Origin of the sequence: Burkholderia stagnalis (assembly GCF_039848545.1) — a bacterium.
In the GTDB taxonomy this organism is placed as follows: domain Bacteria; phylum Pseudomonadota; class Gammaproteobacteria; order Burkholderiales; family Burkholderiaceae; genus Burkholderia; species Burkholderia stagnalis.
In genome coordinates, this window is the sequence record NZ_CP156685.1 from 3,390,542 (window position 1) to 3,405,402 (window position 14,861).

Genomic DNA, 14,861 nt, shown 5'->3' on the forward strand with positions numbered 1-14,861 from the left:
AGGGTTAGTTGGCGAGACGGACCGTGCCGCGCGCGCGCGGATCGGACGCGGCTTCCGGCATGTCGCCGTTGACGCGAATCACCTGGATGTCGCCATTCGTGAAACGCGGCCGCAGGTTGTAGCCGCGCGCGAGGAGCTCGTCGGCGAGCGCGCCCTCGATCGGCGCGTAAGGCTCCCAGTACACGGTGTTGACGGGCAGCAGCTGGTGATGAACGCGCATCTTCGCGACGGCTTTCGCGAGCGACATGTCGAACGAATGCAGGTTGCTGAGCACCTGGAAGATCGATCCGAAGATCCGCGACCCGCCCGGCGTGCCGATCACGATGGACACGCGGCCGTCCTTCGTCAGGATCGTGGGCGTCATCGACGACAGCATCCGCTTGCCCGGCGCGATCGCATTCGCATCCGTGCCGACGAGGTCGAACCGGTTGGCCGCGCCCGGTTTCGCGGAGAAATCGTCCATGTCGTTGTTCAGCAGGAAGCCCGCGCCCTCCACGACGATGCCGCTGCCGAACTTCGAGTTCAGCGTGTACGTGTTGGACACCGCGTTGCCGAACTTGTCGACGATCGAGAAGTGCGTGGTCTCCTCGCTCTCCTCCAGCCCGGGCTGGACGGCGTCGACCGGCGTCGGCGTCGCGAGATCGACCTCCGCCGCGCGGCGGCGGATATAGGCGGGATGCAGCAGCGCGTCGACCGGCATCTCCTGGAAGGCAGGGTCGCCCAGATATTCGGCGCGATCCGCGAACACGCGCTTCGACATTTCCGCGAACAGGTGAACGTACTGCGTCGAGTTGTGCTCGACGCCCGCGAATGCGGCGCTCAGCACGTCCTTCATCTTCAGCAGCTGAAGCAGCCCGATCCCGCCCGAGCTGGGCGGCGGCGCGGTCACCACCTGGTAGCCGTTCCAGTCCGCGACGAGCGGCTTGCGCCAGATCGTGCGGTATTGGCGCAGATCGTCCTTCGTGATCGGCACGTCGAGGTCGGTCAGCTGCTTGACCAGCAAGTCCGCCGTCACGCCGAGATAGAACTCGCCGACGCCGTAACGCGCGATCCGCTCGAGCGTATTGGCGAGATCCGGCTGGCGGAACACGCCGCCCTCCTCCATCTTGCCGAAGAACTGCGCGAAGTTCGTCTTGCCCTCGAAATCGGCCAGCATCACGTCGCGACGCTCGATCAACTGGCGATGCACGATGAAGCCCAGCTTCGCGTAGCGGATCGCGGGCGCCACGAGCCGCCGCCACGGCAGGCTGCCGAACCGGCGGTGCGCATCCCACAGCCCGCGCACGGTGCCCGGCACGGCGACCGAATGGCGGCCGACCACGCACATGCCCGGCACGACCTCGCCCGCTTCGTCCAGGTACATGTCGCGCCGCGCATTCGCCGGCGCGCATTCGCGGTAGTCGAGGAAGTACGGCGAGCCGTCGAAGTGGATGTTCATGAACCCGCCGCCGCCGATGTTGCCCGCTTCCGGATAGGTGACGGCCAGCACGAACGCCGCCGCGACCGCGGCGTCGACCGCGTTGCCGCCTTCCGCCAGCACCGCCTCGGCCTCGTGCGCGCTGTACACGTCCGGCGCGGCCACGGCGCCCGCCTTCAGCACCTGCGGCTGCCGCGCACCGACCTCCTGCTTCATCTTCCGCACGACGCGCTGCGACTCCTCGGCCGCCTCGCGCGCCCGGGCGTCATAGTCGCGTTCGCGCTGGGTCGGTTTCTTGTTGGTGATCTTCATGGTCTGCCAGTCTTGATGGAATGAATGAAACGGCGCGCGGGCCGGCCGGGGAAACCGCCCGCGCGCCCCGTCCGTCAGCCGAGCACGGCTTCCGGATGCGCGAGCGTCTGCGGCAGCGGCGCCGACGCGCCGAGGAACACGCCCGGCCGGTTCGGGTGGTAGGCGAAATGCATCGGATGCTCGCGGCGCTCGACGGCGTCGAACACCGCCTGCGCGATCTCGGGCGCCTGCGCGAATCCGCCGGTGTTGTGCCCGCCCGTGATCACGCAGCGGCCGCCGTTCGCGCCCGGCAGGATCTCGAACACGCCGAGGCCCGACGACGTCCACGGGCGCACGCAGTACTTGAAGCTGTCCCGCAGGTTGCCGGCCTCGGCCGCCGCGCGGTGCGACGCGGGAAAGTACTTGGCGGCCGTGTCGACGAGCCCCTCGTAGATCTGCCGCAGCTGCGCGAGGTCGACGTTGCGCGGATCGACGCCGGTATGGCCGTATCCCGAGCCGATCACGAGGATCGGCCGGCCGTGCTCATCCGTCGCGACGGTGATGTTCGCGTCCTCGGTGATGTGCCCCTTGCGCGCCAGCTTCAGCGAGTGGCGCAGGTCGGGCTCGAGATTCGGAATGCGCAGCCACGCACCGAGCACGCCGTGGATCTTGCCCTTCGTCTCGGTGCCGCTCAGCAGCGCATCGCCGTACGCGCCGGTCGACAGCACGTAGTGGTCGGCTTCGAGCACATCACCGTCGATCCGCACGCCGCACACCCGTGCCTGCGCATCCCGCTCGAGGCTCTGCACGCTGCGCTCCCACGTGAACTCCGCGCCGCCCGCACGCAGGCGCCGCAGCAGTTCGCGGACGAACTTGTGCGAATTGACCGTGAAGCCGACGACATGGACGCCGCCCGCGACATGGCCGCCGCGCACCGCATCGGCAAGCGCCGGATGCTGCTGCGCAACCTCTTGCGGCGTGAGCACGTGCCGGGTCGCGCCGATGCGGTTCTGCCGCCGCACCGCGGCCGCGAACTGCGTCTTGTCCGAGTAGAGCCGCAGGATGCCCTCGCGCATCAGCGCGGCCGTGAACAAATCCGGATCGTCGTCGATCCAGCGGGTCCATTTCGGATGGCTCGCGCGCGACAGCGCGAAGATGTCCTCGTTGTACTTGTCGGCCAGCCAGACCGGAATGCCCTCGAACTCCCGGACCCAGCGCAGTTCGCCGTCGGACAGCGTCTCCTGCCAGTGGACGTTCCAGCCGAGCTCCGTCACGCTGCGCCGGAACAGGCTGTTCATCGTCAGCGAAACCTGCCGGTCGTTGTAGTTGTCCATCTCCGACAGCGTGAACATGCGTGCGTCGTCGCCGCCGTGGCTGCATCCGTATGCCGTCCACGCGCGGGCCGCGCCGGGATCCGGCCGCGCATCGACGAAATGCACCGCATAGCCCTCTTGCTGCAGCCGGTAGCCCGTCACGAGATTGACGAGCCCCGCGCCGACCAGCAGCACTTTCGTGCGGCCGGCAACGACGTCGGGCAGCGCGGCTTCGTCGACGGCGAAGCGGCTGCGCAGCGCCTGCTTGACCCAGCGGCCTTCGAGCAGTTCGAATGCATTCACGTACGCGTCGCCGAGGGATTTTCCGACCGCCTGCAGCGTCACGCTGCGGCCCGCCTCGATCTCGCCCGACGGCGCATAGTCGAGCAGGTCGTGCGCGTTCGGATCGGGAATCACGACACGCACGACGTAGACCGTCGATGCGCGCGCCGCCGCCCATTCGTCGATCGCTTTCCGGGGAACCGGCTCGCTCGAGATCAGCGCGTCGATCTCCCCCTCGATCAGCGTGCGCGCCAGCATGTCCTGGCTCTTGTTCAGCAGATCCGGGCGGTAGACCACGTTGTCCGCAAGCAGCGAATCCTGAAGCGGCTGACTCAGCAAATCTAGCAACAGTATCTTCATGGTGGTGTCCGATGGAGTGTCGGTAAGGGTCATGGATGCGCGCCGCGCATCCGGAACGTTCGCGCGCGGGCGTCAGCCGTGCGGCAGGAACTTCAGCAGCGCGAGCACGTAGACATAGGCGATCGCCATGCCGAGCGCGCAGAAGCGCCAGTTCGATACGAAACTGGTGTCGCGGCTCGACATCTGCAGGCTCGTCGCGGCGAGGATCGAGCAGATCGACACGGGCGACAGCAGGTTCGACATCACGAACATCGACGTCCAGGCGAGATACTGGACGTACGTCGGCCCGAGCGCGGTCGCATCCACGAGCGGGAAGAAGATGCCGAACAGGATCATCGGGTGCACGCCGAGCATCGTGATCGCCGGCAGCACGCCGATCAGCAGCACGCCGATCGCATAGGGATTGGCGAGCGGCGCGCGCGCGGCCTGCGGCAGGTACGCGGCGAGATCGATGTGCTGGATCGTGAAGATCAGCAGGCTCGACGCCGCGAGCAGCAGCAGCTCCGGCGCGATCCCGTCGATGCTCTTCGGCGCTTCCTTCGCCAGCGTCTGCGCGGCCTTGCCGCCCGACAGCACCAACAGCTCGAATGCGTAGCCGGACACCATCGCGAACGCGAACGACCAGGTCAGCTTGTTCGTCGCCACGTAGCAGATCACGCCGAACGCCGTCACCATCGCCGCAAGCACGATCGGCTTGAGCTTGTCGACCTCGCGCGCCTTGCCCGGACCGTCGTCGAGCTCGAGATGCGGCGTCATCGCCCCCGCGACGACGAACAGCGCCAGCGGCATGCCGAGCAACAGCACCGCGGCGGTGTCCAGATGCGGGATCGCCGCCGCGATCGACGCCGACGCAACCGTTGTCGGCAGGACGAACATCGATGCGCACAGCGCGCGCATCGTGATCCGCGCGATGCCGAGCCGGTTCTTCACCTGCGGCCCGCAGACGGCGCCCATCATCGAGATCGCCCCCTGGCTCGTGAACAGCGTGAGCGCCATCGTCGCGAGCGCGACGCGCACCGAGTTCCGCGCGCCGGCGGGCGGCGTGATGAGCCGGCTGCTGACGAGCGCGGCGAGCCCCGAGCGCGTCAGGCTGTGCCGGAACAGCGACACGCCCACGAGCAGCGCCATCACCGGCGAGAAACGCCCCATCGCCGCCAGCAGCTGCGGCGCATCGAGCGCGTTCCCGACGAGCGGCACGCAAATCACGAAGATGCCCGCCGCATACCAGAGCGTCTGCTTCTTGCGGCTCTCCTTCGACATGCAGAGGATCGCGAGCGGGATGCAGACGATCACGCCGACGCTCGACGCCAGCTTGGGAAGCGCCGCGGAAAACGCAATCGCCGCCAGCAGCAGCAGCGAGCTCAGTATCAGCGCGCTGACTTTCTGCCATCCGTTCAACATGATGTTCTCCTTATCGTTTCAGATGGATTGCAGAAATTCGTTGAGCAGGTGAGGTTCGGTCACCATCGGATCGTGCCGCGCGTCCAGTTCTCGCCAGATCCAGCCCGGCTGCGCGCGAATGTCCTTCTTGAGCTTCGCGAGCGGCGCGAACGAGTGCGCGACGCAGTCGACGTAGATGCGCGGCACGCCGTTTCCGATCGGGTTCTTCAGGTGGAACTTCTCCTGGTAAGGACCGACCGGATGCGGCGTCAGCAACGACCCGACCCATGCCTTGTCCTCCTCCGCGACGATGTCGTAGGTGCTGAGCGGCGGCGGCGGGATCGCGATGCCGTTGCCTTCGCGGGCCACCTGCTCGAGCCGCTTGCGGGTGATTTCCGCCGGCTGCGCGTCGAATGCGGACACGCCGTTCGGCACCACGAGCGCATCGAGATAGACGAGCGTCCTGAGCGTGTGCGGAATCCGGTCGGCCACGCCGCTGATGATGAGCCCGGAAAAGCCGCTGCCCACGAGAACCACGTCGCTCAGCCCCTCGTACTGGATGTGATTCACGATGCTCGTGATGTGGGTGGTGAGCGTGATGTCCTTCGACAGCAGGTGCTTGGCTTCGCCCACGCCCGGGCACGTCGGCGTGGACACGTAATGCCCGGCCGCGCGCAGCTCCTTCGCGACCTTCTTCCAGCACCAGCCCCCATACCACGCGCCGTGCACGAGCACGAACGTCTTCGCCTTCGACTGCGATTTCTCCGGCGTCCTGGCCGCCGCGTCCTGCGCGTTGACCTGCCGTGCCGCGAACGCGCCCAGCGCGAGGCCGAACGCCCCCTGGTTGAAGTTTCGACGATTCATGATTCGGTCTCCTGTCATGCGGTTTCGGCGGCCAGCGGCTGCTCCGCCTGGCAGCGCGCCTCGATGTCGTTCGCCATCGCGATGCAGGCGTGGCCCGCATCCTGCAGCCCGCGCGAATTCGAAAACGGGCGCGGCAGCACGTACGTATAGAAGTGCGCGCCTTCCACCACATAGCCGAGCGCCCACAGGTTCGGGATCACGTCGCCTGCGCGGTTGATCACGTTGACGCCCTGCGTGATCTCGATGCCGCTCGGCTTGAAGTCGCCGTTTCCGAACGGCGTGATGACGCCGGACGCGAGCATGTTCCGAACCAGCGGCGACGGGCTCGCTTCGGGTTCGAAGAGGTCGACCTTCGCGCGGATCAGCACGTCGAACGCCTCCTGCACGGGCTCGGCGAAACGATCGGTCGACAGCGTGAAGCAATGGTGCTGCTCGTCGTAGCCGAGATCCGGCTTCGGACCGAAAAAGGACAGCACGCCTGCGTCGATCAGCGCGAGCATTTCCATGTTCCGCTCCTTCGGCGGCCCGCTTGCGATGCGGTTGCTGATCGAACACCAGTACGACAGGAAGCGGCGGTGCGATTCCGGCGTCAGCCGGCAGTAGTCGACCGCGTGCCGGATGTTGTCGCGGATGTCGCGCAGGATGTCGGCCGCCGCCTTGCGCGGATTGTCGACGTTGCCGGCGAAGCAGTCCGCGATGTCCTCGGTCAGGTGGCTGCGGACGTACTTGCGGTACGCGTCCTGGTCGACGAACTCGAGATGCGCGGCGGGCACCATCATCAGGTCGACCGCCGCGCCGATCTCCGGCTCGATCTCGTAGCTCGCCGGATCGGCCCACACGCCCGACACGGAGTTCGAGTACACGTAAGCCATTTCCTTTCTCAGCGTCGGCCACAGGTCGCGATCGAAATCGAGTTGCGCGTTGCCGCGCTCGGCCAGGTTCTTCGCCCGGCATACGTCGACGAAATCGCGCGTGAAGAATTTCGCCTTGTACTGGCCGTAGGTGCCTTTCTGGTTCACGGCCCGCCCTCCCGCCGGCAGGCCCTGGCGCGAGAACACGGTGATCTTCGGCTCGCGTCCGCAGGCAACATAGCGATAGCGGTCGAACGACACCTTCTCGAAGCGGCCGCCGAGCCCGATCGTCAACGCCGAAATGGCGTCCGCCGCCGTCAGGCCGGTGCCGCAGATCGCGACGCGCGCCTGCGAACTGATCGAATTGAGCGACGTGATCGGATAAGGGGACTTGAAGTAAGCCAGATGGCTGTTGCCCGCCTTGCCTTGCTCAACCCAGTTCTCGAACTTCCGGTCGAACCCGTCCGCGCCGCCGAGGCTGTGCCCCATCGTCAGGAATACGTAGTTCGCATCGATCCGGAAACCGCCCTCGAGGTGCACCTCGATCCGGTTCGAATCGATCGGCACGATGTCCACCGCGTTGCGCCGGTGATTGATCACGTTCACGTAATCCGGCAGGCTGTCGATCAGACGGTCGTACACCCACGTGAGGTATTCGCCCAGCACGGCGCGCGGCAGATAGGTGTTCTCGTCCACCGGCTCGCCCTCGTCCGACACGATGTAACGACCGTCGAGCTTCTTGTAGCCGCGATCGAGCGCCCATTCAAGGAAGGACGGCCCCGGCAGCACCGGGCCGGCATCCGTGACGGACTCGTCGCAGTACATCGTGATCTGCGCGGCAATGGTGTTCACCAGCAAATGTTCCGGCTGGCTCCATTCGTGAATTCCCTGGCCCGGCGTGGACGGGTCGATCAGATGCAGATCGATGCCGACATCCAGTTCGCGTTCCGACAGCACTGCGTGCAATCGTTCAAGGAGCGTCAGCCCGCGCTGACCCATGCCGACAATGACGACACTAATTCTCTTCATATTCGTTCCCGAATTATTTAATCAGATACACCACAATCGGATTCAATAATCGAAGGACAAAATCTCCCCGGACGCCTGCCTCTCGGCAGCGCCGCTCATCCCGTTCCGACGCCCCTCCGGGCGCGTCGAAACCCTGGAATCAATCAGCCCTCGATTACTGCGCGACCGGCATCGAATTAGAAAAATCCGCCTCGACATCAATCACCAGGCAAATTCTATTTACTGACGAACGAGCGGGATAATTTATATTTTTGATATTCCGTTCGCTTTTTAAGAAACAGTTGCCCGCAGATTTCAAAGCAATGAAACTACCCGAATAAAGAGAAATTCTCTTATTGGGCGAGTTTCAGGTCGACGACTGGATTGGGCCGATTGCGGGGGCGAAACGAATGGATCTGAGGGCATTGCAGATTTTCAAGACGGTGGTCGACGAGGGAGGCGTGGCGCGCGCGGCCGAGCGGCTGCACTGTGTTCAGTCGAACGTTTCGACACGCATCAGGCAACTGGAGGACATGCTCGGCACGCGCCTGTTCGACCGCGTCGGCAAGCGACTGACGGTGACGCCGCGCGGCGTGGTGCTTCACGGCTATGCGGCCCGGCTGCTGGAACTGGCCGACGAGGCCCGGCAGGTGATGAAGGGCACCGACCAGCCCTGCACGGAGTTGCGCATCGGCGCGACCGTGGCGACCGCGACGCTGCATCTGCCGCGCGCACTGACCGAATTTCATCGCCAGCATCCCGAGATACAACTGCGCGTCAACGTGGCGACATCCGACAGCATCGTGCGCGACGTACTCGACCAGGCGCTCGACGTCGGCTTCATCGTCGGCCCCGGTTCGCATGACGCGCTTCACCAGATCGAACTCGATGCGGAGGAACTGGTGCTGCTGACCGATCGCCGCCATCCCGTGATTCGCAATCCGAAGGATCTGGCCAATACGATGATCATCGGCTTTCGAGAAGGATGCGCATACCGCAACCGGCTGCAGCGCTGGCTGGCCGAAGGCGGCGTGCCGCTGACCCGCATGCTGGAATTCGACTCATCGGAGGCGATCGTCGGCTGCGTCGCGGTGGGACTCGGCGCGGCGATCATGCCGGCTGCCGTCGTCGGGAATCTCGGCTTCACCGATCAGATCCAGTGCCACCCTTTGCCGGAACCGTACGCGCTCGTCAGGACCACGATGATCTGGCGCGCCGACAGCCGGCATCATGCCAATCACCGCCAGCTCGCGGAGAGCTTCGTCGGCCGCCCCGCCCCGTCGGCAGCGCTCGCGCAGACGGCGCCGGCCGTCGACGTCTGCGACACGTGCGACCTGTAGGCCCGTACGCTACGACGCCCGCAACTCGTGCCCCTTGAGGTTGCGAATGAAGGCGTCCCGCGCGCTGTGCTGCGCGATGTCCTTGCGCCACACGAAACGCACCTGATTCCTCGCGACATCCGGAAGCATGGCGTGGCACTTGATGACATTCGTCAAGTCCCGCCGCTCGATCAGTGATCTCGGCATCAGCGATACGCCCATGCCCGCGCCGACGCACGCGATGATGACCTCGAGCGCGCCGAATTCCAGCACGATCCTCGGCTTGAGCCCCTCGCCCTCCAGCCAGCGCTCGAAGCGCGCCCGATGGGAACCGTCCGAGCGGAACGCGAGGAAGCTGCAGTCCCGGAGATCGGCGGCCGACGTGACGGCCGGGTGACTGTGCGCGGTGATCAGCAGCAGCTCCTCGTCGAACGCCGCTTCATCGGCCAGTTCGTCGGATACGACCGGCGCGGGCACGAGCGCGACGTCGAGACGATGACCGATGACCGCGCGCGTGATCTGTTCGATCGAGCCGGTCTCGATCGACATGTCGACCTTCGGATAGCGCTGATGGAAGCCGGCCAGCATGCGCGGCAGGCGCGCGGCCGCGGTCGCCTCCGTCGCGCCGATGCGAAGCTTGCCGGCGGGTTCGCCGCCGCCCTTCACGATCGAGCGTGCCTCGTCCGCCAGTTGCAGTATCCGCTCCGCGTAGCCGAGCAGCTGCGATCCTTCATTCGTGATGACGAGCCGCCCGTTGACGCGATAGAACAGCGCGATGCCCAGCTGCGCCTCGAGCTGCCGCAGCCGCGTCGAGACATTGGACTGAACACAGTTCAACACGGTAGCCGCGCGAGCGATGCCGCCCTCGTCTGCGACGGCCTTGAATATCTTCAACGCCTGCAAATCCATCCTGGTCCCTCGCCACTTCTGCTTGCCAATGACGTATTGGCTGTCGTGTTCTGGATTGCCCGTGCCGATCGGCCGAAAGCGAGCCGGCTTCATGGTTCGGCGCACGGGCGCACGGGCGCCCGCGCGCCGCCGTTACCGGATCGGCTCGATAGGCCGACCGGCTGCTGGTCGACAACGGAAAGGGCCGCGACGTATGCAGGCTGCACGCCCGCGCCGCCGCCCGCGACACATGGGATCGGACGGACGCTCAGGCGCCGTCAGCCGATGCGGGTCGGTAGGTGCGCGTGCGGCGCCTGCCCTCGCGGCGCTGTCGCACACTTGCCGGCACGACGGCCGGCTCGGTTGAAACGTCTCTCATGATTTTTTTCTCGTTCGCGGTATCGAACTCAGTCTTCGCCGACATGATAGCGAAGTATGTTAACAAAAGGTCTCTTTTTGAAAGGGAAAAGAAATACAAACAACCACGCTGCCCGGCGCGGTCAAGCACGATATGCCCAGTGAGATCACAGTCGTCGGGCGATCGGATGGCAACGGAGACGCGACAAAGGCCATCGCCCTCCATCGGCTTCGCACCGCACGAATCCGACTCATGACCGGAGACGATTGTGCATATCATTCGGAGTCTTGAAGACATGCCGCCCGACCAATGAAAAGCCATGCGTCGAATTCTCCGTCGTGCATTTCGATCGCCCGTCAGGGTACGATCATTCCTTTTGCTCTGATGTCGCGAATGATTGCGCGACGGGCCTCCCAATGAAGATGACACTTGCATCCGGCATGCGCCTGCCGCGCAGGTCGCCTGCGGCACGACGCGCACGACGCAACAGCCCGGCCCGCAGCGGGCGCACGCATGCCGGCCGCAACGCACACGCACCATGGAAATGAGCCAGCGGCTGGTCGGGATGGTCGCGAGAATCCGCGCGCTGATGCAGCAGCAAGGCCTCACCGACGCCGACCTCGCGCGCAAGACCGGCATCTCGCCCGCGACGCTGAGCCGCGTGCTGTCGATGTCGACGGAAGATCCGCGCATCAGCACCGTGCTGGCGATCGCCGACGCGCTCGGATCGAGCGTCGGCTACCTGCTGCAGAGCGAGCGCGTCTACCCGATCCCGATTCTCGGCTGGGACGAGATGCTCGGCTATGCGCGCGGGCAATACGACCTTGCCCGCAACACGCGCTGGCTGACCGTCGATACGCCGCGGCGGCCCGGCACGTTTGCGGCGCGCACGAAACCGTCGATGGCGCCGCGCTTTCGCGAAGGCTCGATCGTGATCGTCGAGCCGTGCACCGCCTTGCGCGACGCGCAGGTGGTGATCGCCGTGATCGACGGCGGCGAGCCGACGCTGCGCCGCGTGATCCGCGACGGCGAAGTCGCCTGGCTCAAGGACACCCGGCCCTCGCCCGCCGACACGGTCAATGCGTCGAGCGAGAGCGTCACGGTGCTCGGCGTCGTGACCGAGTCGCGCCTGATCAATCCTTGAACGAGAACGGATTGAAGTTCGTGTGATAGTCGTAGTAGTCGATCTGGTCCACTTGCTTCAGGCGCCGGGACGCCGTCGTGACGACCGGCAGCAGCACGAGTTCGTAGGTCAGCTTGACGGCGATCTGGATGCCGATCATCGTCAGCACGACGTTGTCCGGCAGCCTGCCCCAGAACAGGATCATGCAGAACAGCGCGCTGTCGATCACGATCGCGACACCGGTGCTCGACACGATGCGCGCCCACAGATGGCGGCCCGCGCTCGCGATCTTGAGCTTCGCGAGGAACGTCGTGTTGATGAACTCCCCGCAGAAGTACGCGACCGTCGACGCGACGAAGGTTCGCGCGAACTCGAGCGCGAGCGCCGGGTATGCCGCCGCGAGCGTCGGGTTCTGCGCTTCCCAGCTCGGCAGGCCCGGCGGCAGCGACAGCAGCCAGGTGCCGATGATGAACATCAGGTTCACGGCAAGCCCGCCCCAGATCACCATCCGGCTGACCCGGTATCCGTAGACTTCGGTGATGATCGTGCTGAACGCGTAGGTCATCGGAAACGCGACCAGCGCGGCCGGAATGCCGAAGGTGACCGCATCGAACAGCGGCGGCCAATCGAGGCTGACCGCGATCACGCGCGCGCCCGTCACGTTCGACAGCATCAGGAAGCCCGCATAGAGCAGCGACAGCAGCAGCACGGCAGGCGTCAGCTGATGCTGGCGCGTCGGGAAGTACGACAGCGGGACGAGCTGGTCCGTGTACGTCGCCGCATTGAGGAAGCCGATGTGCGCGACGTCCTCGCGCGAGAACTTGTCGAGCCACGACTTCTTGTTCAGCTCGCGCGGCGACATCTTGAACGTGGTGCCGGAATCGCGCACCCGCACCAGCACCAGCAGCTCGTCGTTCATGGCCGACGGCTCGATGACGGCTTCGATTTCGTGAGAAGCCGCCTCCACGATCGGCTCGCGGCGCGCGGTCATTGCCGGACCAAGCGCGTATTCGGCGCGTCGTGCACGGGCACGCTGCTGCGCACCGGATTGATGTCGAGGCCGCCCCGGCGCGTATAGCGTGCCGCGACGGTCAGGCGCGTCGGCGCGCATTGATCCTGGATGTCCTTGAAGATCCGCTCGACGCACTGCTCGTGGAATTCCTCGTGATTGCGGAACGACACGACGTACCGGAGCAGCGCCGCGCGATCGATGCGCCGCCCTTCGTACGCAATCTCCACGGTGCCCCAGTCGGGCTGCCCCGTCACGAGGCAGTTCGACTTCAGCAGGTTCGAGTACAGCGTTTCGCTGACCTGCTCGTCATGCGTGGCCAGCAGCTGGCGATCGACGCTGAACGTGCCGATATCGATGTCCTCGTCGTCGATCGACGTGCCGGCCGGCGCGCCGATCCGCAGCGCGGCGGCACGTTCGAGCGGCTCGAGCGTGACGGAAACGGGCGCGCCGGCGCAGTGCGACAGATCGCGTGCGGCGATGCGCTCGACTTCCGCGTGATCCGCGAACGTCGTGTTGTTGAAGGTGTTGAAATACAGCTTCATCGACTTCGACTCGATCACGTTCGCCGACGCGCACGGCACGACGATCGTCGCGATGGCGACGCGCGGCACGCCGCGCGGCGTCAGCCAGGACACTTCGTAGTGGTTCCAGACGTCGACGCCGAAAAACGGCAGCGCGCCCGTGATGCCGATCTCCTCGCGCTTGATCGTGCGCGGGATCGCATAGAGCTTCTCGGGGTTGTAAATCGACTCGTATTTGGATTGCTTGCCCAGCTCCATGGCGCCCTGGTTCGATATGGTATTCATTTTTTGAAATGCTTGATTCCGGAATTTTGATTTTTTGAACGGTTCGGCGCATTTTTAATCGCGCGAAGGCTTGATTCAAATTCATGTCGAAAACTTCGGCATCATACCGCAGGCTTCCTTTTACAAACCTGACAAAACGACCTCGCCAGGTGACGCAGGAACATGCGCGATTCAATGCGCATTCAATTTAAACCAAAGCAATCGATGCAACCGCGCCAGCGGCACCAAAAGAATAAATAGTGACATCCCACTCAACCTTCCGCAGCGAGCCTGTCATATCTACCAGTTTTAATCAGTCACGGGTTCATCCATATTAGCCCCGTTAAGATATGTATTGCATTCTTGCAACACCCATACGAATTCAGAATTGCCGGCGTTCGCATTCCGACCGAGACAGGAAACGCGAAACGCGCCGGCAATTCAGCCGACCGGATCGGGCACCCGGGCATTCGCCGCATGAGCCGTTCACCACGCCCCAGCATTTGATCCGCTTCGGAACCGGCGGCCTGGCGAACGATCTCGCACGGCGCGCTTGTCATTTCGATGTCGCGCCGGGCATCGCCTCCAGTCCATTTCGCGTCGCCGGCTCAATTGCGACGTAGCTGCACTTGCGCCTTTACACACCGCAAAGAGAACATCGTGACGACTTATCGAGAACTCCAGGCCCAAATTGAAAGGCTTCAGGCACAGGCCGAATCGGTTCGTCTGGAAGAGAAACGAGCCGCCGTCTCCCGGATCAGGGAGGAGATCGCCCGCTACGACCTGACACCCCGGGACCTGTTCGGCGACCGGCCCCGTCGGCCGCGCCGCAGCCCGAGGCGCGGCGTGGTGCAGCCGAAGTATCGCGATCCGCAGACCGGGGCGACCTGGAGCGGCCGTGGCCGCGAGCCGCTCTGGATCACCGGGCGCAGTCGAGAACAGTTCCTGATCGGCCCGTCGAGCTGATCGTGCTCCGGCGCGGCGCGTGATCCGCGCGACGTCCGGCGGCTGCCCTGGCCACCATTTCATTCGCCGCACCCATGCAATGTGGACGACCATTCTGATTGGTGTCGCCGGTACGGTAATCCTGCTCGCAATAGCATCGGCCCGACTCGTGCGCAGAGACGGCAAGGACACGCCCGGGCCCGCCGCGGCGCGGCGCCGCGTCGACGATGTGCCGGGCTGCCCGCACGAGCGCGCGACGGAGACGGCCCGGTTCGCCACGCTGGACGCGCGTGGCGCGGATGCATGTGCCACCGCGCTCGAACGGCTGGCCGACGGCGGCTCGCATCGTGCATCCGCCGATTTTCCGAGCATCCGATCCAGAAAACAGCAGATCCGCGAGCGCGCCCGAAAGGCGCGTGAACATGCGACGCGGGCCCACGATCATGCAAGCGCCGCCCGGTCGGCGCTCGGGGGCCACGCGCCCGGGCGCGCCGATGCGCAATTGGACGAGGTCCGGCGGCATGCACACCTTGCCAACGAAGCGCACCTGCATGCCAGGGATCTGCTTGAATTCACGCTGGCGGCCGAGAAGCGCCGGCCGGTGCTCTCGCGTCGCGAAAACGTCCGTGGCCCGGACTAAGCCGAAGCGGCCTCGCATCCGCGCG

13 protein-coding genes are annotated in these 14,861 nt (G+C 65.2%); 4 read left to right on the forward strand and 9 right to left on the reverse strand.

The window, feature by feature from the left end; genetic code table 11:
* Positions 1–4: 4 nt before the first annotated feature.
* The 5 genes from ggt to ABFO07_RS15785 form a co-directional block, all read right to left on the reverse strand.
* Positions 5–1,633, reverse strand: a complete 1,629-nt coding sequence (ggt, locus tag ABFO07_RS15765; RefSeq protein ID WP_347468666.1) for a gamma-glutamyltransferase — start codon at positions 1,631–1,633, stop codon at positions 5–7.
* Positions 1,634–1,803: 170 nt separating this feature from the next.
* Positions 1,804–3,663, reverse strand: a complete 1,860-nt coding sequence (locus ABFO07_RS15770) for an NAD(P)/FAD-dependent oxidoreductase (protein ID WP_347467864.1) — start codon at positions 3,661–3,663, stop codon at positions 1,804–1,806.
* 72 nt (positions 3,664–3,735) lie between these two features.
* Positions 3,736–5,064, reverse strand: a complete 1,329-nt coding sequence (locus ABFO07_RS15775; RefSeq protein ID WP_059565277.1) for a hypothetical protein — start codon at positions 5,062–5,064, stop codon at positions 3,736–3,738.
* Between the two features lie 18 nt (positions 5,065–5,082).
* A complete protein-coding gene (locus ABFO07_RS15780) occupies positions 5,083–5,907 on the reverse strand; it encodes an alpha/beta fold hydrolase (RefSeq protein WP_059565276.1) in 825 nt (274 codons plus the stop codon).
* A gap of 14 nt (positions 5,908–5,921) precedes the next feature.
* On the reverse strand, positions 5,922–7,787 hold the full coding sequence (locus tag ABFO07_RS15785; protein WP_347467866.1) for an FAD/NAD(P)-binding protein: 1,866 nt from the start codon (positions 7,785–7,787) through the stop codon (positions 5,922–5,924).
* Positions 7,788–8,176: 389 nt separating this feature from the next.
* Between ABFO07_RS15785 and ABFO07_RS15790 the strand changes: the two genes are divergently transcribed.
* On the forward strand, positions 8,177–9,106 hold the full coding sequence (locus tag ABFO07_RS15790; RefSeq protein ID WP_081069796.1) for a LysR family transcriptional regulator: 930 nt from the start codon (positions 8,177–8,179) through the stop codon (positions 9,104–9,106).
* 9 nt (positions 9,107–9,115) lie between these two features.
* Here ABFO07_RS15790 and ABFO07_RS15795 read toward each other — a convergent pair whose 3' ends face one another.
* Positions 9,116–10,087, reverse strand: a complete 972-nt coding sequence (locus ABFO07_RS15795; RefSeq protein ID WP_230942670.1) for a LysR substrate-binding domain-containing protein — start codon at positions 10,085–10,087, stop codon at positions 9,116–9,118.
* A gap of 154 nt (positions 10,088–10,241) precedes the next feature.
* Positions 10,242–10,652, reverse strand: a complete 411-nt coding sequence (locus tag ABFO07_RS15800) for a hypothetical protein (RefSeq protein WP_347467869.1) — start codon at positions 10,650–10,652, stop codon at positions 10,242–10,244.
* Positions 10,653–10,869: 217 nt separating this feature from the next.
* Between ABFO07_RS15800 and ABFO07_RS15805 the strand changes: the two genes are divergently transcribed.
* Positions 10,870–11,475 carry a LexA family protein gene (locus ABFO07_RS15805; RefSeq protein ID WP_059802483.1) on the forward strand — a complete coding sequence of 202 codons (606 nt, stop codon included), beginning with the start codon at positions 10,870–10,872 and terminating at the stop codon, positions 11,473–11,475.
* Here the strand turns inward: ABFO07_RS15805 and ABFO07_RS15810 are convergent.
* Together ABFO07_RS15810 and queF are read right to left on the reverse strand one after the other, a co-directional pair.
* Positions 11,465–12,373: a queuosine precursor transporter gene (locus tag ABFO07_RS15810; RefSeq protein ID WP_230941821.1), complete on the reverse strand. Its 909-nt coding sequence runs from the start codon at positions 12,371–12,373 to the stop codon at positions 11,465–11,467. The genes ABFO07_RS15805 and ABFO07_RS15810 overlap by 11 nt on opposite strands.
* Positions 12,374–12,441: 68 nt before the next feature.
* On the reverse strand, positions 12,442–13,272 hold the full coding sequence (gene queF, locus ABFO07_RS15815; RefSeq protein ID WP_059882620.1) for an NADPH-dependent 7-cyano-7-deazaguanine reductase QueF: 831 nt from the start codon (positions 13,270–13,272) through the stop codon (positions 12,442–12,444).
* 639 nt (positions 13,273–13,911) lie between these two features.
* On the opposite strand from queF, the gene ABFO07_RS15820 reads away from it, so the two are divergent.
* Together ABFO07_RS15820 and ABFO07_RS15825 are read left to right on the forward strand one after the other, a co-directional pair.
* Positions 13,912–14,217, forward strand: coding sequence for an H-NS family nucleoid-associated regulatory protein (locus ABFO07_RS15820; RefSeq protein WP_059802487.1), 306 nt, complete (start codon positions 13,912–13,914; stop codon positions 14,215–14,217).
* A 79-nt stretch (positions 14,218–14,296) separates the two neighbouring features.
* Positions 14,297–14,836, forward strand: a complete 540-nt coding sequence (locus ABFO07_RS15825) for a hypothetical protein (RefSeq protein WP_347467872.1) — start codon at positions 14,297–14,299, stop codon at positions 14,834–14,836.
* Positions 14,837–14,861 lie beyond the last annotated feature (25 nt).